Here is a 21,912-nt window from a genome sequence, read left to right as displayed (position 1 = left end):
AAAAGCCGGAACAGGCCGTGGAAACCACCTAAGAAACGGACCGCAGGACGGCAAATCAGCGGAAGTTCAGGAACTTTCCCGTCCGTTTTGCAGTACTCGCTTTGAAAAGCTCTCTGTCACAGTGACCAACTGGCAATTGTGAAACACAGCTGAACACGAACATGAAGACACCCCAACCGCTTTCGCGGAACGAGTGCGTCCGATAACAGGCACCAAAACAAAACGACCCCGAACCGGCCTCATATGAGAGCCGACCCGGAGTCACCCGTCGTCCACCGAACAAAATGCCGCCCCTACCTCGAGCCAGCGCAGAGGTAGGCGCCAAAGCGCGTGCCCGCGAGGCGAAGCCGAGGAGGCACACAGGTCACACACCCGAAGCAAAGACCACAGCAGGCAACCCCCGCACAGCCGTGCGTATGCGAAAAGTACGCAGAAGAGCGCATGGCCGGAGCGAAGGCGGAGGTACGCACGCCTAGTGTCGCCGATTACGCGGCTGCCACACCACCAGTGCGGTACTGCGTTGCGGCGGAGTCAGATCGGAACGATAGTTCGTGCGGGCTCGTTCCAGCTCCGCCGTCAACTCGTCCACCTGCCGCTGCAACGCCTCCACCTGGTTGGTGAGTTCAATGATGCGTTTGATGCCCGCCAGGTTGACGCCCTCGTGCTGGGACAGCCGCTGCACCTCGCGCAGCAGCTCCACGTCCCTGGCCGAGTAGCGCCGCCCGCCGCCCGAAGTGCGTTGCGGGGTGACCAGTCCCAGTCGGTCGTATGTGCGCAGTGTCTGCGCGTGCATACCCGCCAGCTGTGCCGCCACCGAGATCATGAAGTACTCGGCGCGCGCCGACGGCCCGCCCGACGCCTGCTTCGGATCGTTGGACATTACGCACCTGCCCATCCTGCTCGCGGATCGAACCCGCTGGCCTGCTCCGCCTCCTGATACGCGCGCAGTGCTTCGGTGGCGGCATCGTCCAGCTTCTGCGGCACGGCGACCTTGACGGTGACCAGCAGGTCACCGGCTCCGCCGCCCCGCTTCGGAACCCCACGGCCACGCACCCGAAGGGTGCGCCCGTCCGCAGTGCCTGCGGGCACCTTGACTCCGACCCGGCCCGACAGTGTGGGCACCGAAACGGTTGTGCCGAGCACCAATTCACTGTAGCTGACCGGCAACACCAGGGTCAGGTCGTCGCCGTTGCGGCCGAAGACCTTGTCTTGGCTGACGTGCACGGTGACATACAGGTCGCCCGAGGGCGCTCCGCGTAGTCCTGCCTCACCTTGGCCGGCCAGCCGGATCCGTTGCCCGTCGGCGACTCCCGGCGGAATACGGACGGTGATGGTGCGGGTGCGGTTCTGGATACCGCTGCCCCGGCAGTCCACACATGGATCGTCGATGATCGACCCGGTGCCGCGGCATTCGTCGCACGGTTCGCTGAACCCGAATGCGCCTTGGTTGCGGCTGACCACTCCGGTTCCGTTGCAGATCGGGCAGATCCGTGGGCTCGTCCCCGGTTTCGCGCCGCTGCCGTGACAGGTGGTACACGGCGATGGGCTGGTCATGCGCAGCGGGACGGTCGCGCCCTGCGCGGCCTCGCGGAACCCGAGCGTGGTCTCGGTTTCCACGTCGGATCCGCGACGGGGGCGGCTCGTGGTGCGGGCGCCGCCGCCGCGGTTGAACAATCCGCCGAACAGGTCGCCGAGCCCGCCGTCACCCGCGCCCGCGGTGCCGCCGAAGATATCGCCGAGGTTGAACTCCTGGGAGAAACCTCCGCCCGCGCCGGGAGTGAACCCGCCGCGACCGTATCCGCCGCCGGCGAACAAGCGACGCGTCTCGTCGTACTCCTTGCGTTTGGCCGGGTCCGACAGCACGGCATGCGCCTCGCTGACGGTTTTGAACCGCTCCTCGGCCTTGGTGTCACCCGGGTTGGCGTCCGGGTGCAGGTCGCGGGCGAGTTTGCGGTAGGCCTTCTTGATTTCGTCGGTCGAGGCGTTGGAGGAGACACCCAGCTCCTTGTAAAAGTCCTTTTCGATCCATTCCCGCTGGCTCACCGGGTCTCTCCTCCTTTCGCAGTGCTCGAGCTGCGGCGCTGCCGGGGGCCGCCGCGGGGGCATATCGCCGCCCGCCGCGGCCCCGGTGCTCGCGCCGGGTTCTTATCCGTTATTCGTGCCGGCATCAGCATCCGATGCCCCTGTTTCGCCAGGCATGGAACTATCTTCCGGTGCGGCGGAAGCGGCTTCGCCCATGCCGTCGGTCACCCCGACCAGCGCGTGCCGCAGCACCCGCTCACCCAATCGGTAGCCCTTGCGCATGACCAGCCCGATAACCGGGTCGTGCCCGGAACCGTCGTGCTGTACGGCCTCGTGCAAGCTCGGGTCGAAAGGCTCACCCTCGGCGCCGAACTCTTCCAAGCCCTGTTTGCGCAGCGCGTCGGTGAGCTTGTCGGCCACCGACTTCAGCGGGCCGGTTTCCAGGTCACCGTGTGCTTTGGCACGGTCGAGGTCGTCGAGCACGCCGAGCAGTTCGGTGACCACGGCTGCCTTCGCGCCGTCGATCGCGGTCTTGCGATCGCGTTCGACCCGGCGCCGATAGTTGGCGTATTCCGCGGTCAGCCGCTGCAGGTCGGCGGTCCGCTCGGCCAGCTGCATAGCGGTGTCGCCCGTTCCGGCGGGCTCGCCGTTGCCGGGACCTCCCTGCCCAGCGGCACCCGCGGCTTCCGCCGCCTGTTCCGCCGCGGCCTGCTCCGGGCCGGGCTCGGTCTGTGGAGTGTCGGCGGCGGAACCGTTTTCCGCTGCTGTCGGCTGCCTGACCTCACCCGTCTCCGGATCGACCTTGCGCTTGTCGACGAAGTTGATCGGCTCGTCGGGATCTGCGTGGTTGGCTTGTGTCACTTCTTCTCCGTGTCAACCGGCTCGTCCACAACTTCAGCGTCGACCACCTGGTCCTCATCGGCGCCCGCGCTCGCTCCGTTGCCGGAAGCGGCCGCGTCCGCCGCCTGCGACTCGTAGATCGCCTGGCCCAGGGCCTGCGATTCGGTGGCCAACTTCTCCATCGCGGCCTTCACAGCGGCGATATCGGTGCCCTTGAGCGCTTCTTTCGCCTCCTCGATGGCGGCCTCGACCTTCGACTTCACCTCCGCGGGGACCTTGTCCTCGTTGTCGGCGATGAACTTCTGGGTCTGGTGCACCAGCGATTCTGCCTGGTTGCGGGTTTCCGCCTCCTCGCGACGCGCCTTGTCCTCGGCGGCGTGCTGTTCGGCGTCCTTGATCATCCGGTCGATCTCTTCCTTGGACAGGCCCGAGCCGTCCTGGATCTTGATCGTGTTCTCCTTGCCGGTGCCCTTGTCCTTCGCGGTCACGTGCACGATGCCGTTGGCGTCGATATCGAAGGTGACCTCGATCTGCGGCACACCACGCGGGGCGGGCGGGATACCGGTCAGCTCGAAGGAGCCGAGCAGCTTGTTGTGCGAGGCGATCTCGCGCTCACCCTGGAAGACCTGGATCTGCACCGACGGCTGGTTGTCGTCGGCGGTGGTGAAGGTCTCCGAACGCTTGGTCGGGATGGTGGTGTTGCGCTCGATGAGCTTGGTCATCACCCCACCCTTGGTCTCGATACCCAGCGACAGCGGGGTCACGTCGAGCAGCAGGACGTCCTTGACCTCACCCTTGAGCACACCGGCCTGCAGGGCGGCGCCGACGGCGACGACCTCGTCCGGGTTGACGCCCTTGTTGGGTTCCTTACCACCGGTCAGCTCACGCACCAGGTCGGTGACGGCGGGCATACGGGTGGAACCACCGACGAGCACCACATGGTCGATATCGGACACCTTGATGCCCGCGTCCTTGACGACCTGCTGGAACGGCGCGCGGGTGCGGTCGAGCAGATCGCTGGTGATCTTCTGGAATTCGGCGCGGGTCAGCTGTTCGTCGAGGAACAGCGGGTTCTTCTCCGCGTCGACGGTGATGTAGGGCAGGTTGATCGAAGTGCTCTGCGAGGAGCTCAGCTCGATCTTGGCCTTCTCCGCGGCTTCACGCAGCCGCTGCATCGCCATCTTGTCCTTGGTCAGGTCGATGCCTGAGCTGCCCTTGAACTTGTCGACCAGCCACTTCACGACCCGCTCGTCCCAGTCGTCACCGCCGAGGTGATTGTCACCGGAGGTGGCACGGACCTCGACAACGCCCTCGCCGATCTCCAGCAGCGAGACGTCGAAGGTGCCGCCACCGAGGTCGAAGACCAGGATGGTCTGTTCTTTGTCGCCTTTGTCCAGACCGTAGGCCAGCGCGGCCGCGGTCGGTTCGTTGACGATGCGCAGCACATTCATGCCGGCGATCTGGCCGGCTTCCTTGGTGGCCTGGCGCTGGGCGTCCTCGAAGTAGGCGGGGACGGTGATGACCGCGTCGGTGATCTCCTCACCGAGGTAGGCTTCGGCGTCGCGCTTGAGCTTCATCAGCGTGCGCGCGCTGATCTCCTGCGGGGTGTACTTCTTGTCGTCGATCTCCACCGTCCAGTCGGTGCCGATATGGCGCTTGACCGAGCGAATGGTGCGGTCGACGTTGGTGACGGCCTGGTTCTTGGCCGGCTGGCCGACCAGTACTTCGCCGTTCTTGGCGAACGCGACGACCGAGGGCGTGGTACGCGAACCCTCGGAGTTGGCGACGACGACCGGCTCACCACCTTCGAGAACGGCGACGACCGAGTTCGTGGTCCCGAGGTCGATTCCGACCGCACGAGCCATTGGTTCCTCCTAGTTTTCGACTGCCTGTGTGAAATGTCTGGGCGATCAGCCCGCTGCGCCGTGATCGGGCGCCGGACCAGGCCCCAAACACTGCACGGAGCACGGTCCCAGCAATACTGAGCGTGGTCGGCTCAATCCTGCATCGGGACCGCGCCCGGAGTCAAGCCAAACTTGAGTCGATCTCACTCAACATTGTCGAAAAGCTCAACCAGCAGCCCCCGCGTTCTATTCCCGGCAGTTCGATCTATTTTTGGCCCGTTCGACCTCGCCGCGGTGGCCACTACCGGGGCCGCGCCGCACTTCCCTGCTCCGGGCAGCACAGACGAGCCCCACATCGTGGCCTACCCGGACCGAGACCTTGTAGACGAGCCGGCTGATGGTTCGCGCGATTACCGCCCTACCTTGTCGCGCCGCCCGGCTCGGCGGACGCGCCCTCGCTCGCGGGATCGGAGCTCTCCGGCTTGCGCGTCGGGGTGACGAACAGCGTCGCGGCCAGCGCCGCCATGAGCAATGCGGCGCAGATGTAGCTGGACCAGGCGATACCGGTGGTCATAGCGGTACCAGCGGCGTGGGCGGCAGCGCTGGTCGCGGGGTCGGCGGCGAGATCGGGGACCATCACACCCGCACTGTCGGTGACCGCCGCGCTCAGTTCGTGCGCGTCCGGATCGGATACTCCTGCATCGGTCAGGCGTTCCCGCAGGCCCGATTCGAGCAGGCTGAAGAACACCGTGGTGAGGAGGGCGATTCCCAGCGCGGAACCGAGTTCGCGGGCGGTGCTCTGGATACCGGAGGCTTGCCCGGCGCGCACGGGAGGAACGTCGGCGAGCACGATATTGGTGACCTGTGCGGTGGCGAAGCCGACGCCGATGCCGTAGACGAACAGGGCGAGCGCGATCGGCCACCACGGACTGTCGACGGCCGCGCAGGCGCCGAGCAGAACCAGGCCGATGGCCTCGAGCACCAGACCGATCCGCACCTGCCCCAATGCCGAGACCGAGGCCGCGAGCGAGAAACTGGCCCCGCTCGCGCAGAAGCTGCCCACTGCGAGCGGTACCAGCGCCAACCCGGCCTGCAACGCGGTGTAGCCGAGGGTGAACTGCAACCACAACGGGAGTACGGCGATGATGCCGAATTCCCCGATGCCGATGATCAGGGTGACTACGTTGCCGCGGCGGAACGAGCCGATGCCGAACAACCGCACGTCCAGCAACGGCTGCACACCTGCCCGGCTCGCCGCCACCTGCCTGCGCCAGAAGACGATCAGTGCCAGTGCTGCCACCGCGAATGCGACGAGTACCGGCGACGGGCCTGCGTTCCAGTCGAATCCGGCGATCCGCCACGGCTCGGTGACGAGCAACCAGCCGTGCGAGCGCCCCTCGATCAGCCCGAACGACAGCAGCCCGAGCCCGGCCATGGACAGTAGCGCGTCCGGTATGTCGACCTGCCCCGGGATCCGAGCCGAGGCGGGCAGGTAGCTCAGCACCGCGGCCGCGATGAGGATGACCAGCGGAAGATTGACGCCGAACGCCCAGCGCCAGGAGAAGTCGGCGAGCCAGCCGCCGAGCAGCGGTCCAACCGCCGCGGCGGCGCCGATGGTCGAACCCCAGACGGCGAAAGCCTGGGCACGTGCCTTCCCCTGGAAGGTGGTATTCACCAGGGCCAACGACGCAGGCAGGATCAGCGCGCCACCGATGCCCTGGAGGAAGCGCGCAGCGATCAGCAACTCGCCGTCGGGGGCGGCGGCGGCCAGCACACTTGTCGCCGCGAATACCGTCAGCCCGGTCAGGAAGATTCTGCGGGCACCGTGCAGATCGCAGAGCCGTCCGGCCACCAGCAGCAGCGCGGCGAAGACGATCGCGTACGACTCTTGGATCCATTGGGCCTGAGTAGAGGTGATTTTCAGATCGTTGATGATCGGCGCGACGATCACGTTCACGATCGTCAGGTCCACCACGATCAGCGCGACCCCCGCTGATATCGCGATCAGCCCGAACCACTCCCGCCGCGTCGGAGCCGCGGTCTCGATGCTCATATTTACCTCCATCGTAAAGTAACTTTATCGTAAAGCTAAATTGAGCGGGGTAGGTTGTCAATTCGCGGCGCACGAGGATGGAGGCAGAGGAGATGACGGACCAGGCGTCCGACACGACGCGGCAGCAGCTCACCGAAGGACTGCTCGCCTACGGCGCGACCTTCACCGAACTCGGCCGGCTGTTCGCTGTCGCACTGGGAGTGCACACCACCGACGCGTTCGCGCTGCTGGAGATCACCGCGGCCGAAGAGCGGGGAACATCGCTGTCACCAGCACAGCTCGGCAAACGCATCCGGCTCTCCTCCGGTGCGATGACCGCATTGCTCAACCGGCTGGAACGGGCCGGGTACGTAACCCGAACCCGGGACAGCGCCGACCGCCGAGTCGTCACCTTGCACGCCACCGCGGAGGCCAAGCGGCGGGGCAACGAATTCTTCGACCCCATCAACGCACGCCAAGACGCCATCCTGGCCAGCCGTCCACCCGAGCTACTGCGAGAGTTCGAGAAACTGCTGCGCGATCTACAGGCGGGGCTGAACGAGGTGGCAGCCGAGCAGCAGTGACCTCGCACCCCGCTGTTGCTAGCGAAACCTGCTCCGAAGCCGCAGGCAGGCTGTCTCAGGGCAGCCGAACTCGCGGTTAGCAGGCGGCAACCGATCTCCCTCGGTCAACTCGTCGCCAAGGGATACACACCAGCGCCGCAGCGAAGGCGGCAGCATGGCTGACGGGAACCAAGGCGGCGGCCCGATTCACAGTTCAGCGGGCAGCCGCTCGTACGTCCTCAGCCAACTCGTCGTCGAGCGAAACACGCACCAGGGCAGCGGCGAGGTCGGCGGTGTGAGTGCCGGGGGCCAGGGCGGCGAGCTTGTCGGGGTCGGTGGGGAGGTCGATACGTTTCGCGCCGCGGAGGGCGCGCTCGTCGAAGTGAGGACGGACCCAGGTCCATACGTCCTGCACTTCGCGCAGGAAGATATCGCTGCCCACCGGGCCGATGCCCTGGAACTGGCGCAGCAGCTCGGCTGCCCGGGCCGGATCACCGTCGGCTGCGGCGGCGAGTTCGCGCAGGTCGCCGTCGTAGTGGTCGAGCACCGCCGAGGCGATCGCGCCGAGCCGCGATGCGGTGCTTTCGTCGTAGCGTTTGTAGTGGGCGCGACCGAGCGCGTCCACCAGGTCCTGCCACTCGGCATCGGCGACGCGCTGCGGGGTCCGATAGCCGCTGCGGAGCAATTCCGCGGCCGCCGCGACCCCGAGATCGGCGGAGATCCGGGTACTGAGCAGTTCCGCCAGCATGAGCAGCTGGAACAGCGGCGCCGGTTTGTTCGCCAGATCGATACCGGCCTGCGCGGCGTAGCCGGTGCCTGCCCGATCCAGTAACACACGCACAACGTCTCGTCGGCTCATCGGACACCTCCTTCCGCTGACAGGCGCGTACCCGCATGTATCACGTCCACACCAGGCGCACCGACCCATCCGCATCAGGTATATCGGCGCCCCAGCCGGGAACAGCGGTAACAGCTGGATGGCGCAAGCCGACACAGATCGTGGATCGGTATCGAGCCGCCCCGCACCTGGCATCGACGCCGTGGCGGCACCGGAAACAGTCTCGAACGGGGTAGGAATGACACGTCTGGCGCGCGGTAACAGCGGGAAGCCGGCAGCTATCGCACCCGACGGCGTCGAAGCCGCCTTCGGCTCCCTGTCCTGTGCCCGCGATATCCTCCAGGAATTGGGGGTGGCCGACCGGGAACCCCTGCTCTACCTCATTCGAGGACGCTCGGAAACCGGTAAATCCACCCTGCTCACCACGATCCGGCGCAGGCTCGCTGCACGCGGCATCGCCACGGTCGACGACCCGGCAGCGCACGACGCGGACGGCAACGGGCAACGGTGCGCCCTCATCGTCGACGATGCCCACCAGCTGCCGATTCACCGGCTAGAGCTGCTGCGCGTGGCTGCCGAACGCCGCAGGTGCCCGGTGTTCGTCGCCGCCGAACCCCGCCCGCACCACCGCGGCTTGCGCGATCTCACCGATGCGGTAGCCAGGCACGGCCGGGTGGTCGAGCTGCGCGCCCTCGGTTCGGCCGATATGGCCCCCTTCGCCAGGGAACTGGGGATGTTGGTCCCGCCGCCGGTCGCCGGGTACATCCACCGCCAGACCGGCGGAATCAGGGGTGGTGTGATCGCCGGGCTGCGCGCTGCCTGCGCCGCCCGACTCGACGGCGCGACACCCGCCGCCGTGGACAAGGCGGTGCATGTCTGGGCTCGTTCCCAGCTCAGCGGTCTTTCCCCTGTCCTGCTGGACACTTTCGTCATAGCTGCCACCGGGGCGGGTCTCGACGCCGACGAGCTGGCGGCCATCTTCCACATCTCCCCGGAAGCCGCCCACGACGTCATCGACCAGGCCCGAGCAAGCGCCCTGGTCACCGACGCCGACCTGCTGCTCGCGGCCGCCGTCGCACCGTTGCGCGCGCTGCTGGGCGAACAGCGTTTCATCGCGGTGCAGCGGCGGCTGCTCACCGCCCGGCTCGACGCGAACCTGCTCGGTGCGCATACCGCGCTGCTGATGGCCGAATCGGGTGTGCGTGATCCGCGGCTGGCGCAGTTTCTGTGCGCTGCGGCCGAACGTGCCGGAAGTGACGCCGCGCGCTATTACGCGGCCGCCGTCGCCAGCGGCGCCGACCCGGACGCGATCGCCGAGCGCTGGGCGCAGGCCACCGCCCGTTCCGGTGTGGTCACCGTGGAGCGGCCCGAGCCGGTTCCCGCGCCGGGTGAACAGATGCTGCCGCGCACCGGACGCGCACCCGACCCGACAGCGCGGTTGAGTGATCGGGAACGTGAGGTAGCCGAGCTGGTGCTACTAGGCCTCACCTACCGCGAGATCGGCGCTCGGCTCTACATCTCGGCGAAAACGGTGGAACATCACGTCGCCCGCATCCGACGTCGAATCGGTGCCAGGTCCCGATCGGAGTTATTGTCGATGCTCCGCGCCATGGGCCACGGTTCGCTGCTGGTCTGAGCCCGCATGCCCGGACCACGGCGCGGACGGTTCATATGAGCAGGCAACGCCGAAGCGAGGAAATGCGGATGGCCACAGGGGTCGGCCTACACATCGCCGCGGACGGGTGTACCGCGGCGATCGTGACCAACGACGGCGAACCGCAGTACATCGTCCGCGAACCGGTCCTGCACATGTCCGCCGACGGTGATGCCACCCTCGGCGGCGACGCACCGCCCGGCCGTTCGCACACCATCACCGGTTTCGTCGAAGCGGTCGGCGACCCCGCCGGTATCCCGGTCGACGACGGTGAGGCGTACCGGGCCGAGGATCTGCTCGCCACCGCCCTGTTCTGTCTGATCAACCTGACCGCCGAACATCTGAGCGGCGCCACCGAGTTCTATGCGACCCATCCCGCGGACTGGCCCGAGCCGCAGGTGCGGGCGCTGCGCGAGGCCCTGGACTATCTGGGTCTGCGTTCGGTGGTGCTGCTCGGGGAAGGTGAACTGCCCGAGGCCACGGCGTCTCCCCTGGCGACCGGCACCCGCGCCGAAATCCTCGCCAAGGGTGCCGCCGAGGCCGCGCTGGTCGCGGTGCTGGAAACCCCGGCGGGTGCGGCCCCGCCTGATCCGACGACGGCCGAGAATGCCACCGTGGACACCGTCGTCATGCCCGCCGTGCCGAAATCCGAGCCGCAGGCGCAGGCGTATTCGGCGGCCATGCCCGTCGCCGACCCAGCGCTCACCGTGGGCAGCACGGCGCTGATCGGCGCAGGCAGCGCGACCGAGAACCCGGCGGCCCCGGCGAGCGCCGGGCAGGAGGCGGCGAGCGCCCAGCCCACGGTGGCAGCAGAGGATACGGCGAAGACCGAGGCCGCACCGAAGTCCCGCCGGGCCAAAACCCATCGAGGCAGGGCCAACCACGCCAAACCCGACGAGGCGAACAAACGCATCCCGCTGCTGATCGCGGGCGCCGCACTGCTCGGTCTGGTGCTCGGCGGCGTCGGCGTCGCCCTGCTCGCCGGAGCCGACGACCCTGTCCCCGCGCAGCCGGGGCAGGACAACCGATCCGAACCGGTGAGCGTGATACCGACGACCACCGTGCCGGTACCGCCCGCCCCGCCGCCACCGCCGCCCGCGCCGGCGCCCACCGAGGAGCCCGCGGCCCCGGTCACCACCACCGAACCCGAACCGACCACGACCACACCGCCACCCACCACCGAGGAACCGACCACCACCACCGAAGAGCCGACCAGCACATCGCCGACGACCACCAGCCCCACCAGGACCACAACCACCCGCCGGTACCCGTGGCCGACGATTCCGATGCCGCCCGGCCTGGAGATCCCCGGTACCGGGTACTACTGAGTCCCGCTAAGGTGCGCCGCACCGAGGGATTGTGCTTTAGAGTGATCCGCTGACCGGAGTTGTCGGCTACCCGCCGTCAGCCGGTTCATTACTCGACGTAGGCTGTGCGCCAACGGAATAAGCCCGTGGCCACGGATTACTGGCACAGTTGTGCCGACGAAGGGACTTCATGCGCAAGTCGGTGGCGCGTCGCGCCGCGGTCAAAGCTGCCACTATCGCCTCGACCGTTCTTTTGGCCCCCCTGTTCGGGACGACCCCCGCCGCGGCGGAACCAACGCCGGCACAGCTCCGCGCCGAGGATCTCCCGCCGGAACTCGTCCAGGCCATCTCGCGCGATCTGAAGATGACACCGACCGAATACCTGGACCGTTCCGCGCGTGCCCAGCAGTTGAAGACCTACGCAGCCGAATTCCGCGCCGAACGCCCGGACGCCTTCGCGGGCGCCTGGATCAACGAGGAAGGTAAGCCGATCGTCGCGGTCACCTCGCACGATGCCGCCCGCATCGCGTCGGCCGACGGTTACCAGACCCGCCTGGCCCCGGTTTCCGCCAAGGATCTGGAACATTCGCTGGTGCAGGTGAATCAGTGGATCGCCGCGCTGCCGTTGGATATGTCGCAGGTGATCAACTCGGTCGCCATCGACTTCCTCAACAGCCAGCTGGTGCTCAACGTGGCCAACACTCCGCTCGGCCATATGCTCAATCTGCCGACGCTGATCGCCAATGTGAAGGTCATTCTGTCCCCGAACGGTGGCGGTCCGGTCGAGCGGCGGCCCATGGGCGGCGATACCTATATCAGCGCACCTGGTTCGCTCAGTGACGCCTCCCTGCGCAGCGTGGATGTCTGCTCGTTCGGTTTCAACGCGGTCGACGCGGGCGGTAACGCCCTCAATATCAGCGCCGGACATTGCGATCCGAATCTGGACAAGGGCGGTCAGCAGGCGGGGGTTTATATGCCCAACGTCCACGACATCCCGGCCAGCCCGGAGCTCGGTACTTTCGTGCAGGCGAAACTGGGCGGCGTCAGCGGCCTGGACTATTCGGTGATCAAACTGAACGAGCGCGCGGTCAAAGCAGGGATGGACCAGCCTTCGGTGCGCGGCGCCAACGGCACCACTCTCACCATCACCGGCACCGCCGACCCGATCGTGGGCGCCCCGATCTGCAAATCCGGTCAGTCTTCCACGTTCACCTGCGGGTTCGTCGTCGCCGACCGGGTGGAGACCCAGCTCTACACCACCGATGGCGAAGCCAAGGTGGTGCGCGGTTTCGCCAGCAGCGCCTGCACCCTGGGCGGTGACAGCGGTGGCGCGATCGTGACCGGCACGCTGGCGCTCGGCATCACCAGCGGTTCCAACGCCGCCGATGCCCCGGATTGCAGCGAGGCGAATATTGCGTTGGCCCAGTACGGCGGCACCGCGACCCTCGGTATTCCGATCCGGGAGATCTTGACCGATATCGACGCTTCCTCGGGTGGCGGTCTCGGCAGCGGTATCCAGGTACGAACCCGGCCGAACGTCGGCTGATCCCTATATAGTCTGATCATGCTCCTGCCACGCATAGGTAAACTCCGGCACCGCTCGGCACCCGTACGGACGGGAATGCGCAAGGCCGCGATCGCTGCCTCGGCGGCGATCCTGCTGTTCGGCCCCACCGCCGTCGCCTCGGCCGAGCCGGACACCGATCCCGGCCTGCCTGCCGAGCTGATCGCCGCGGTGAATCGTGACCTGAAGATTTCCCCGGAGGAATATCTGCGGCGCGCCGACGTCGCTCAGCAGGTGGCCGCGTTCGCCACCACGGCGCAGCGCCAGTTCCCCGAGGTCTTCGCGGGTGCGTGGCTGGACGATGCTGGCAAGGGAACAGTCGCGGTCGCCCCCGGCCCCGGCGCGGACGAGGCGCGTAAGGCGGCCGAATCGGCCGGTTTCGTGGTCCGCAACGTGGCCAAGAGCGAGTCCGCGCTGCGTGGCGAGAAGAGCGCGTTCGAACGGTGGCTGGAGGGACAGCCCGAGGCGGTGGCCTCGCTGGTGCGCGGTGTCGTCATCGATACCGTGAACAACAGCATCGCGGTGCGCGTCGACAAGGCGGGCCTGCCGATGCCGAACTTCATCGACCCGGCCCGCGTCATCGTGATGGCGCCGCCGGTGGCCGCGGAAACCCTTCCCGCTGCTGGGGAGATCGCCGAGGATATGGGCGGCCCCCCGCTCGCCGGCGGTGACGGTTACGCCTCCGTCGCCGGACGCACCTCGCTGCGCTGCTCGTTCGGTTTCAACGGCGTCGACCGCAACGGCAACACGGTGAACATCACCGCAGGCCACTGCAACCCCGACGTCGATTCGGCGGGCACCGGCAACGCGGCGAACGTGCACGAGCTGCTGCCCGGCGACAAGCTCGGCGCCCGGCTTGGCACCTTCACCAAATCGGTGCTCGGCAACCAGGACTACTCGATCGTGCGGATCGCGGACGGCGCCGCGAACCGGTTCGCCAACAACACGGTCCGGGTCCCTGGTAACGCGCCGGTCTTCGTCGACGGTGTCGCGACCCCCGTGGTCGGCGCCCCGGTCTGCAAGTCCGGTTCCCGTACCGGTTTCAGCTGCGGCGTCGTCAACGCCGTCGACCAGACCGTGCAGGTCGGCGAACGTCAGCTCACCCAGAGCTTCTCGGCCAATATCTGCGCGCTGCCCGGCGACAGCGGCGGCCCGATCGTGACCGGACGCCAGGCGCTCGGTATCTCCAGCGCCTCCTCGGTGGCCGATTTCCCGATCTGCGAGATCCCGAACCTGATCGGCGCTCTCACCGGTAATGCTCCGCAGCTGTTCGCGCAGCCGGTCAGCGTCGTGCTGTCCGACAACCCCGGCTTGCGGGTCCGCACCAGCTAGGACAACCACTACAGGGCTAGAGCACGAAAGGGCCGGCAGCACTCCGCTGCCGGCCCTTTTTGTTTCGCGAATGTAGTTGTGGGAACGGGGCACGCCCCGGCGACCAGCGTCGACGTCGGCAGCGGGTCCGCCTATCGACAGTGGCGCAAACTGCACGCAATCACTGCGGCACCGCTGTATGCACGTCCGGCAGCCGCACGGACGGCTTGCCCGAGATTGCGGTACCGCAACCTACGCGCGAACCCACGGTAGCCGGAACGACACAAACCACTCAAACCCGCCTGAATCACCCTGAGAGGCACAAACGAATACCGGATGAGGTTCAGGGTTACCCACCAACGGTGCGTGGCTTCTCCGCCGCCCTGGAGCTTCGAACGCGGTGGATAGGGGTCGCGAACCGTGTATGGCAGTGCCGGAACGGCCGCCGCCAGGTCGGGATCGCCGGGTCCGTTCGATCGATCTGTCGAGAAACGCCACCGACCATGGTGCCCTCGGCCGGTCGTGAACTAGGTTCGCCGCGAAACGACACCCGGCCCGCCCCCTTGCGGGACGGGCCGGGTGTCGTTAGAGGGCGAAGCACTAACCGGAAGGCTAGTTCACACCCTTCTTCATGTTCTCATCGGTCCACTTGGTGGTCCCCGGAGCCGCCTGCAGGGTGTTGATCAGGTCCATGCCAGCAATAGCCAGTGCCGGCCCTCCCACTGCGATGGTGCCAAGAATGCCACCGATACCGGCGAACGCGACGATTGTCGGGATCGCCGCGATGCACCCAATGATCGTGAGGCACTCGATAATGCCGACGGCCGTCCCGATCAGGGCACCAGCGACCACACCAATAGCGGTGCCGAGGAAGCCGCCGACCGCTGTGGCCATGCCGAACTGACTGGCGAACTCGTTCTGCGCACGCTGGTTCTCGATCGGTGAGGCGACCGGCTTGAGGGCCATATTCACCGCGTTGACCTTCGTGTCGGCCGGGACCGCAGCCTGATCGGGCGTCAGCTCAAGGACCGTGTTGTCCTCCTTGACCTCCGATTCGAGCGGCACCGCGATATCGCCGACATTGAAGAAATCGATCGGCATCGAGAGGACGACATTGCCCTTGTCGTCCTTGATCTCCGCGACCTTGGTCTTCTCCTGCTGGTCGTCAGCGATCTCCCCGGCGATCGGCTGGCCTTCGACGGCCTTTTCCTCTTCGGTGATGGAGAACGTACCGTTCTTCAGCGTCGCGACGACCGTTTTGTCGACCAGCTTCAGCGAGTAGCTGATGGGCTCGGCGGGTGCAGGGGCGGGTTCGGCATGAGCGGTTCCGTAACCCAGTGCCAACGATCCGGTTACCAACGCGGCGACCACGGTGGTTCTACGGAGCTTCATTCAGTTTCCAATCCATCATCGGTCGAGCGCGACGCCCGCACGCGAGAGCTCAATTCCATTCCAGCCGGCAACCGGGTCGAAATCCTCCCCGAGCAATGCGATGACGTTGCGCAACAAAGAGATCGACGGTGAGCCTAGACCAGGCGCGGACGGGAGGCGAGAACCTTTAGTCCCGCGTATGGAAATAGGGCGAGTAAGCCTGTCCTTAGCAGAACCTGCGAAGACCGGCCCTTTACGGTGTTAATCAGCCCAAATCTCACTCGGCCCCCATTCCGGCAGTGTGGGATTTGTCACAGTCGATCTAGGGTTGAATCCCAGGCAGACAGGCTACGAGCCAGCTCCTGATCGTACAGTGGACACCGGTAGTTACCGGCGGGTAACTTACTGGCAGTTAGGATACGAGCCGGACGAGGCGGCCATGCCGTCCTCGAACCTCGTGTTGCCTCTAAAGAAAGGTCGCGACATGAATGCCCTGACAGTGACACTGGGCACCATAGGAGCGGCGCTCAGCATCCTGTGTTGGGCGTCGTTCATCGGCGGCGTCCGCGACATCGTCCGCTCCATCATGCTCGGCCAGCCCGCACCCGATCGGTGGCGGCCGTTCTTCCCGCGCTTCAAACAAATGGTCGTGGAATTCCTCGCGCACACGCGCATGAACAAATTCCGCACCGTCGGCTGGGCGCACTGGCTGGTGATGATCGGCTTCATGGGCGGCGCCATCCTGTGGTTCGAGGCCTACGGCCAGACATTCGATCCGGCGTTCCACTGGCCGATCATCGGCAACCTCGCCGTCTACCACCTGTGGGACGAGATTCTCGGTATCGGCACCGTCATCGGCATCGGGGTGCTGATCGCGATCCGCCAGCTGAATCACCCGCGCGTCCCCGACCGGCTGTCGAGGTTCAGCGGTTCGGTGTTCGGCGCGGCTTATGTGATCGAGGCGATCGTGCTACTCGAGGGTCTGGGCATGATCTTCGTGAAGGCCGGAAAGATCGCGACCTACGGCCATGCCAACCCGGCCACGGATTTCTTCACCATGCAGGTGGCGAAACTGCTGCCCGCCAGCCCGGTACTGGTGTCGGTTTTCGCTTTCATCAAGCTGATGTCGGGTATGGCCTTCCTTTACCTGGTCGGCCGCAATATCACCTGGGGCGTGGCCTGGCACCGTTTCTCGGCTTTCCCGAATATCTACTTCAAGCGGGAAGACGACGGCGGTGTAGCCCTCGGTGCGGCCAAGCCGATGATGTCGAAGGGCAAGGCCCTCGATATGGAGAACGTCGACCCGGATACCGACACCCTGGGTGCGGGGCGGATCGAGGACTTCTCCTGGAAGGGCTGGCTGGACTTCACCACCTGCACCGAATGCGGTCGCTGCCAGTCGCAGTGCCCCGCCTGGAACACCGGTAAGCCGCTGTCGCCGAAACTGCTGATCATGTCGCTGCGCGACCACGGCCGGGCCAAGGCACCGTATCTGCTGGCCGGAGGCCGCAAGGATATGGGCGGTGACGAAATCGGCCTGGTCGACGCCGACGGCAACCCCGACGAGGCGAAGCTCGCCAAGATCTCCGAGGCCACTCGCGCCGAAGCCGAGCGCCCGCTGGTCGGCGGCGAAGACGTCAACGGCATCATCGACCCCGAAGTGCTGTGGAGCTGCACCACCTGCGGTGCCTGCGTCGAACAGTGCCCGGTGGATATCGAGCACGTCGACCACATCATCGATATGCGCCGCTACCAGGTGCTCATCGAATCGGAGTTCCCGTCCGAGCTCGCGGGCCTGTTCAAGAACCTGGAGAACAAGGGCAACCCGTGGGGCCAGAACGCCAAGGACCGGCTCAACTGGATCAACGAGCTGGACTTCGACGTCCCGGTCTTCGGTAAAGATGCCGACAGCTTCGACGGCTACGAATACCTGTTCTGGGTCGGCTGCGCCGGTGCATACGAGGACCGCGCGAAGAAGACCACCAAGGCCGTCGCCGAACTGCTGGCCACCGCTGGCGTGAAATACATGGTGCTCGGTGCGGAGGAAACCTGCACCGGTGACTCGGCGCGCCGCGCGGGCAACGAGTTCCTGTTCCAGCAGCTGGCGCAGCAGAACATCGAGACGCTGAACTCGGTGTTCGAGGGCGTCGAGCAGAAACAGCAGAAGATCGTCGTCACCTGCGCGCACTGCTTCAACGCGCTCAACAACGAATACCCGCAGGTCGGCGGCACCTACGAGGTGGTGCACCACACCCAGCTGCTGAACCGCCTTGTGCGGCAGAAGCAGCTGATCCCGGTGGCCTCGGTATCGCAGAACGTCACCTACCACGACCCCTGCTACCTGGGCAGGCACAACAAGATCTACAACGCGCCGCGTGAGCTGATGGAAGCCTCCGGCTCCACGCTGGTCGAGATGCCGCGCCACGGTGAACGCTCCATGTGCTGTGGTGCCGGTGGGGCGCGGATGTGGATGGAAGAGCAGCTGGGTAAACGCGTCAACATCGACCGCGTGGACGAGGCGCTGACCACCAACCCGGCCAAGATCGCGACCGGTTGCCCGTTCTGCCGGGTGATGCTCACCGACGGCGTCACCGCCCGACAGGAAGGCGGGCAGGGCGAAGGTGTCGAGGTCATCGACGTCGCGCAACTGATGCTCGACTCCATCGAGCGGATCGAACCGGCGAAGCTGACCGAGAACCTGACCGTTATCCAGGAACCGAAGGCCGCACCCGAACCGGAACCCGAGCCCGAACCGGTCGCCGAAGCCGCGGCCCCCGCCCAGAAGGCCGCGCCCACCGGCGGCGGTCTGGCCATGAAAGGTCCGGCCAAGGCACCCGGCAAAGGCCTCGGCATGAAGGGCGCGGCGAAGGCACCCGGCGCGAAAGCACCGGCCGCCGAAACCACCGAAGCCGCGCCCGCCAAGGGCCTGGGCATGAAGGGCGCCGCCAAGGCACCCGGCGGCAAGGGTCTCGCGATGAAGGGCGCAGCCAAAGCGCCCGGAGCCAAGGCCGAAACCGCTCCCGCCGCCGAAGCCGAAACCACCGAGGCCAAGCCTGTGAAGGGGCTCGGTATGAAGGGTGCGGCGAAGGCACCCGGCGGTAAGGGCCTGGCTATGAAGGGCGCAGCCAAGGCGCCGGGCGCGAAAGCCCCCGCCGCGAAGGCCGAACCGGCCGCCGACACGGAAACCCCCGAATCGGCAGCAACCGAAACGGCTGCGGGCCCGACCGAAACCAAGCCCACGGTCGCCGCCAAGGGCCTGGCCATGAAGTCCGGCTTCAAACGCCCCGGCCCCAAGGCACCCGACACGAAGGCATCCGCCCCGGCACCGGCTGCAGAACCGGCCGAGGAAGCCACCGCAACCCCGGAAGCCACCGCCGAGGCTGCTCAGCCATCGGAGCCCACCGAAACCAAGCCCACGGTTCCCGCCAAGGGCCTGGCCATGAAGTCCGGCTTCAAACGCCCCGGCCCCAAGGCACCCGGCGCGAAAGCAACCGCCCCGGCACCGGCTGCGGCGGCCGAGGCCCCGGAAACGGAGGCAACGGAGCCTTCCGAACCCGCCGCAACCGGGTCGCCCGAGGCGGAGCCGAAAACCGCCGGCAACGGTGCCCCGCCGCCGCAGGCCAAACCGGGCGCGCTGGGCTTCAAGTCGGGTGCGAAAGCGCCAGGCCGCAAGAGCTAGCGTTCCCCACCGAAACAGCGGTCCGGCCAGAGTTCATCGGACTCTGGCCGGACCCGTATCGGACATCTCCGAACTGCGATCTCTCACCCCTCCCACGACCCTGGTTCCACGATGAGCAACCGGTCCGCCGGTAATCCTGTTTCGAACCTCCTGCGGACCTCCGCCAAGACCGGCACATCACGGTTCCACACTTGTGCCTCGATATATCGCCCGTTACCGCCGGCCAGAGTCCCGCGGTAGTCCCGGTGTTCCCCGTCGAAGTCGACCGCACCGTACAGTTCGTCACCGCTGATGACGCCTGGCACGAAACCTTCCGGAGTGTTTCCGGGAGGGTTCCCGGAAACCATTTGGTAGTGGAAGAAACTGTCCTCGATCGTTATGGTCATGTGCTCGGCGGGAATCGAGTCGGCCGGAATACAAATCGTGGCGGACTTCTCCGAAAAGGGGTAGGTACCCGGCTCTTTCACGAGCTTGAAGTACACCGCTGGCTCGGTTGAATCCCTGTTCGACGTATTATGTGATCGCAGCCAGGCCTCAGCAGCCTTGCGGATGGTCACGTAATCGCCATCGACGCGCTTTCCCATCTCCTCCGCGATCCTCGCCGCTTCCTCGTCGGGGAAATCCAGGATCGACCCGAAAGGGTTGAGCGTCGTATCCGCCGACACCCGCCTTTCCAGCCAGAGACCACGAAATGGATGCGGGCGAGCTTCGGAACCCGTGTCGGCATCTGCGCTCCCGGAGTCGACCGGGTGCTCGTCAGTCGACCTGTCGCGATCTGCGGTTGCATCGGCCGTTGCGGCTCGGTCCAGCCCAGCGTTCCTGGCCGCTGCCTGTTCGATTTCGATCCTGTTTTTTCCGTCGTCGGCAGACATGGAGGTGGAGGCGCCCCGTAGGCCACCACTGCCGTTTCTCCAACCACGGGCAATAGCCGAGATCGCTGTCGGCAGGAGGTCACGCAGCTCATCACGTGCGGCCGCGAGAGCCTTGGCTATCCACTGCTCAGCCAAGTCGGCCTCTCGTTCTCGCTCCGCCACTGCCCTTGCCACAGCGGTTTCGTATGCGCTTCGCCGGAGCAAGAAGAACAATCAGCAGAGCACTGTACAATCCCGAGCAGTGCTTTAAATTTTCGAATTCCCTTGCACGGGAAGTGGTCTCGGTCGACCGGCTCGATGCAGTGTTCTATGTCAGGGGTGCCAACCGAGTTCGACCGACCGGCGGCACCGGTCGGGCTGATCGCCTGCGCTGGTGAACAGAGCGGTCAGCAACGGCAGGCCGTGGGCGAGTGCATGCTGCGGCAGGGGCCCGGTGGCGACCAATGAGGCCAGCCCGTGGCCGATGGTCCAGGCCTGGGTGGCCAATTCCAGTGGGTCGATGGTGTCGCGAAAGCGCCCGGCCTCCCTCGCCCTTTCGACAGCCAGAACCAAGTAGTGCAGCGTCTGGTCGGCGGCCGCGAGGTCTTCGAGTTCCACACTGGCATCGAACATGACTCGGTAGAGATCGGGGCTGGACAGGGCGTTGGACAGGTAGGCGGCCCCCAGGGCGGCGAGGTCTCGCACGGGGTCGGCTGATGGCTCGACCACGGCGAGGATAGCTGCTAGGCGCGTGAATCCCTCTTGCCGCACCGCCTTCCACAGTCCGTCCATACCACCGAAGTAGGTGTAGACGGCCATCGTCGAGACGCCGGTGCCATCCACCAGTGAACGCAGCGTGACCGGCTGCCGGGTAGCCAGCATGTGGGCGGCTCGTTCGATCAGCAGGGAACGGACCGCCGGGTCCTTCATCCTCACCATGGCGTCACATTACATATCATTGCTATGTTTTGGAGCGCCCATTTACGTACCTTCCTGCGAGGAGTGAATATGGCCGTGACACTGATCAACCCCGATGGGCTGCCCAAACCCGACGTCTACCGCCAGATGTCGATCGCCACCGGATCGAAGCTGGTGTTCCTTGCGGGCCAAGTCGCCCGCGATGCCGAAGGGCAACCGGTAGGTGCGGGAGATTTTGCCGCTCAGGTCGAACAGGCATACCTCAACGTCGGCACCGCCCTGGCCGAAGTCGGCGGTTCATTCGATGACGTGGCGAAACTGACCATCTACGTCGTCGATTGGACGCCAGACAAGATGCCGCTACTCGGAGAGGGTGTCGCCCGCGCAGCCGAAAAGTTGGGTGTCGACCCGGTCAAACCGATCACACTGCTGGGTGTTGCGGCGCTCGGAGAACCCGACCTGCTCGTCGAAGTCGAAGCAACCGCAGTCCTCGACTGAAACCGAGCACCACACAGGCAGAGACAGCCACGACGGGATGTTGCAGAACCGCTGCATCCGACGGCCGCTCCCGTCACTCGGAGGAATCAGCCCGGAGTCCCATCCGGCCCGGACCGATCTGATTCGCGTCTATTCGCGGACCGCCCCCGAAGGCCAGACGACGTCGACGGGAACGCCGCGTTCGCGGGCGAGTTCGACGACCGTGCCCGTGCCACCTCGCTGGCTCACCTCGCCGTCCCACACCGCGACCAACCGGTCACAGCTGGACAGCAGCGCCTCGTTCGCCGCTTCATACGCCTCGCGCCCGGCATCGTCGAAATCCATCACCTGTACCTTCGCCGCCCGGCCGATCAGCTCGTCGAACAGCTCGGCGTGGTCCGGTTTCACCTTTCGCTCGCGGTAGTTCCGCGACGGCAACACCACCTCGAGCTGTCCACCAGCATCGAGCACAGCCTGCGCGAACACCGAGTCCGCCCCGCGTGCAATGCAGCTCACCCCGACCAGGTCGGCAGGGTCACTGTGATCGGCGAGGATACGGGTGACCGCGTCGTACGCCAGCGACGCGGTGCTTCGCGAAATATTCATATGCCCGGTGACGGCAATCCGCACCATGTAGGTCG

General features: G+C 66.2%; 17 protein-coding genes. 7 read left to right on the top strand and 10 right to left on the bottom strand.

Annotated elements, in window-relative coordinates; genetic code table 11:
- Positions 1-472 precede the first annotated feature (472 nt).
- The 5 genes from B0T44_RS11970 to B0T44_RS11950 all read right to left on the bottom strand — a co-directional run bounded on the left by B0T44_RS11970 (position 473) and on the right by B0T44_RS11950 (position 6,759).
- Positions 473-880, bottom strand: coding sequence for a heat shock protein transcriptional repressor HspR (locus tag B0T44_RS11970; RefSeq protein ID WP_077115540.1), 408 nt, complete (start codon positions 878-880; stop codon positions 473-475).
- A complete protein-coding gene (dnaJ, locus tag B0T44_RS11965; protein ID WP_077115539.1) occupies positions 880-2,043 on the bottom strand; it encodes a molecular chaperone DnaJ in 1,164 nt (387 codons plus the stop codon). The genes B0T44_RS11970 and dnaJ overlap by 1 nt, the downstream gene beginning before the upstream one ends.
- 102 nt (positions 2,044-2,145) lie before the next feature.
- Positions 2,146-2,883 (bottom strand): nucleotide exchange factor GrpE, encoded by a 738-nt coding sequence (gene grpE / locus B0T44_RS11960; RefSeq protein ID WP_077115538.1) that lies wholly within the window; start codon positions 2,881-2,883, stop codon positions 2,146-2,148.
- Positions 2,880-4,727 carry a molecular chaperone DnaK gene (gene dnaK / locus B0T44_RS11955; RefSeq protein ID WP_077115537.1) on the bottom strand — a complete coding sequence of 616 codons (1,848 nt, stop codon included), beginning with the start codon at positions 4,725-4,727 and terminating at the stop codon, positions 2,880-2,882. Before dnaK ends, grpE begins: the two co-directional genes overlap by 4 nt.
- A 397-nt stretch (positions 4,728-5,124) precedes the next feature.
- Entirely contained in the window at positions 5,125-6,759 is a 1,635-nt protein-coding gene (locus B0T44_RS11950) for an MFS transporter (protein WP_077115536.1), read from the bottom strand.
- A gap of 92 nt (positions 6,760-6,851) precedes the next feature.
- Here B0T44_RS11950 and B0T44_RS11945 point away from each other — a divergent pair, with 92 nt between their 5' ends.
- Positions 6,852-7,322, top strand: coding sequence for a MarR family winged helix-turn-helix transcriptional regulator (locus B0T44_RS11945; RefSeq protein ID WP_217697457.1), 471 nt, complete (start codon positions 6,852-6,854; stop codon positions 7,320-7,322).
- A gap of 193 nt (positions 7,323-7,515) precedes the next feature.
- Here the strand turns inward: B0T44_RS11945 and B0T44_RS11940 are convergent, their stop codons facing one another.
- On the bottom strand, positions 7,516-8,160 hold the full coding sequence (locus tag B0T44_RS11940; RefSeq protein ID WP_077115534.1) for an HhH-GDP family DNA glycosylase: 645 nt from the start codon (positions 8,158-8,160) through the stop codon (positions 7,516-7,518).
- A gap of 217 nt (positions 8,161-8,377) precedes the next feature.
- Between B0T44_RS11940 and B0T44_RS28010 the strand changes: the two genes are divergently transcribed.
- The 4 genes from B0T44_RS28010 to B0T44_RS11920 all read left to right on the top strand — a co-directional run bounded on the left by B0T44_RS28010 (position 8,378) and on the right by B0T44_RS11920 (position 13,996).
- On the top strand, positions 8,378-9,775 hold the full coding sequence (locus B0T44_RS28010; protein WP_077115533.1) for a helix-turn-helix domain-containing protein: 1,398 nt from the start codon (positions 8,378-8,380) through the stop codon (positions 9,773-9,775).
- A 68-nt stretch (positions 9,776-9,843) separates the two neighbouring features.
- Complete coding sequence (locus B0T44_RS11930; RefSeq protein ID WP_254854153.1) at positions 9,844-11,121, top strand: hypothetical protein; 1,278 nt, start codon at positions 9,844-9,846, stop codon at positions 11,119-11,121.
- Positions 11,122-11,290: 169 nt separating this feature from the next.
- Positions 11,291-12,646, top strand: a complete 1,356-nt coding sequence (locus tag B0T44_RS11925) for a S1 family peptidase (protein WP_077115531.1) — start codon at positions 11,291-11,293, stop codon at positions 12,644-12,646.
- A 75-nt stretch (positions 12,647-12,721) separates the two neighbouring features.
- Positions 12,722-13,996 carry a S1 family peptidase gene (locus B0T44_RS11920; protein ID WP_081512007.1) on the top strand — a complete coding sequence of 425 codons (1,275 nt, stop codon included), beginning with the start codon at positions 12,722-12,724 and terminating at the stop codon, positions 13,994-13,996.
- 591 nt (positions 13,997-14,587) lie between these two features.
- On the opposite strand, the gene B0T44_RS11915 is transcribed toward B0T44_RS11920, so the two are convergent.
- Positions 14,588-15,346, bottom strand: a complete 759-nt coding sequence (locus B0T44_RS11915; protein WP_254854152.1) for a DUF8020 domain-containing protein — start codon at positions 15,344-15,346, stop codon at positions 14,588-14,590.
- A gap of 484 nt (positions 15,347-15,830) precedes the next feature.
- Here B0T44_RS11915 and B0T44_RS11910 point away from each other — a divergent pair, with 484 nt between their 5' ends.
- On the top strand, positions 15,831-19,025 hold the full coding sequence (locus B0T44_RS11910) for a (Fe-S)-binding protein (protein WP_077115528.1): 3,195 nt from the start codon (positions 15,831-15,833) through the stop codon (positions 19,023-19,025).
- A gap of 83 nt (positions 19,026-19,108) precedes the next feature.
- On the opposite strand, the gene B0T44_RS11905 is transcribed toward B0T44_RS11910, so the two are convergent.
- On the bottom strand, positions 19,109-20,071 hold the full coding sequence (locus tag B0T44_RS11905; protein ID WP_139347716.1) for a hypothetical protein: 963 nt from the start codon (positions 20,069-20,071) through the stop codon (positions 19,109-19,111).
- 138 nt (positions 20,072-20,209) lie between these two features.
- Entirely contained in the window at positions 20,210-20,815 is a 606-nt protein-coding gene (locus tag B0T44_RS11900) for a TetR/AcrR family transcriptional regulator (RefSeq protein ID WP_077115526.1), read from the bottom strand.
- A 69-nt stretch (positions 20,816-20,884) separates the two neighbouring features.
- On the opposite strand from B0T44_RS11900, the gene B0T44_RS11895 reads away from it, so the two are divergent.
- On the top strand, positions 20,885-21,292 hold the full coding sequence (locus B0T44_RS11895) for a RidA family protein (RefSeq protein ID WP_077115525.1): 408 nt from the start codon (positions 20,885-20,887) through the stop codon (positions 21,290-21,292).
- 129 nt (positions 21,293-21,421) lie between these two features.
- On the opposite strand, the gene B0T44_RS11890 is transcribed toward B0T44_RS11895, so the two are convergent.
- The gene (locus B0T44_RS11890) at positions 21,422-21,904 is read right to left on the bottom strand and encodes a hypothetical protein (RefSeq protein WP_081512005.1); all 483 of its coding nucleotides are present in this window, start codon (positions 21,902-21,904) and stop codon (positions 21,422-21,424) included.
- Between the last annotated feature and the right edge of the window lie 8 nt (positions 21,905-21,912).

Origin of the sequence: Nocardia donostiensis, assembly GCF_002081715.1 — a bacterium.
Classification (GTDB): Bacteria; Actinomycetota; Actinomycetes; order Mycobacteriales; family Mycobacteriaceae; genus Nocardia; species Nocardia donostiensis.
The sequence above is the reverse complement of the archived record's forward strand: the minus strand, read 5'-3'. Positions and strand labels throughout refer to the sequence as shown.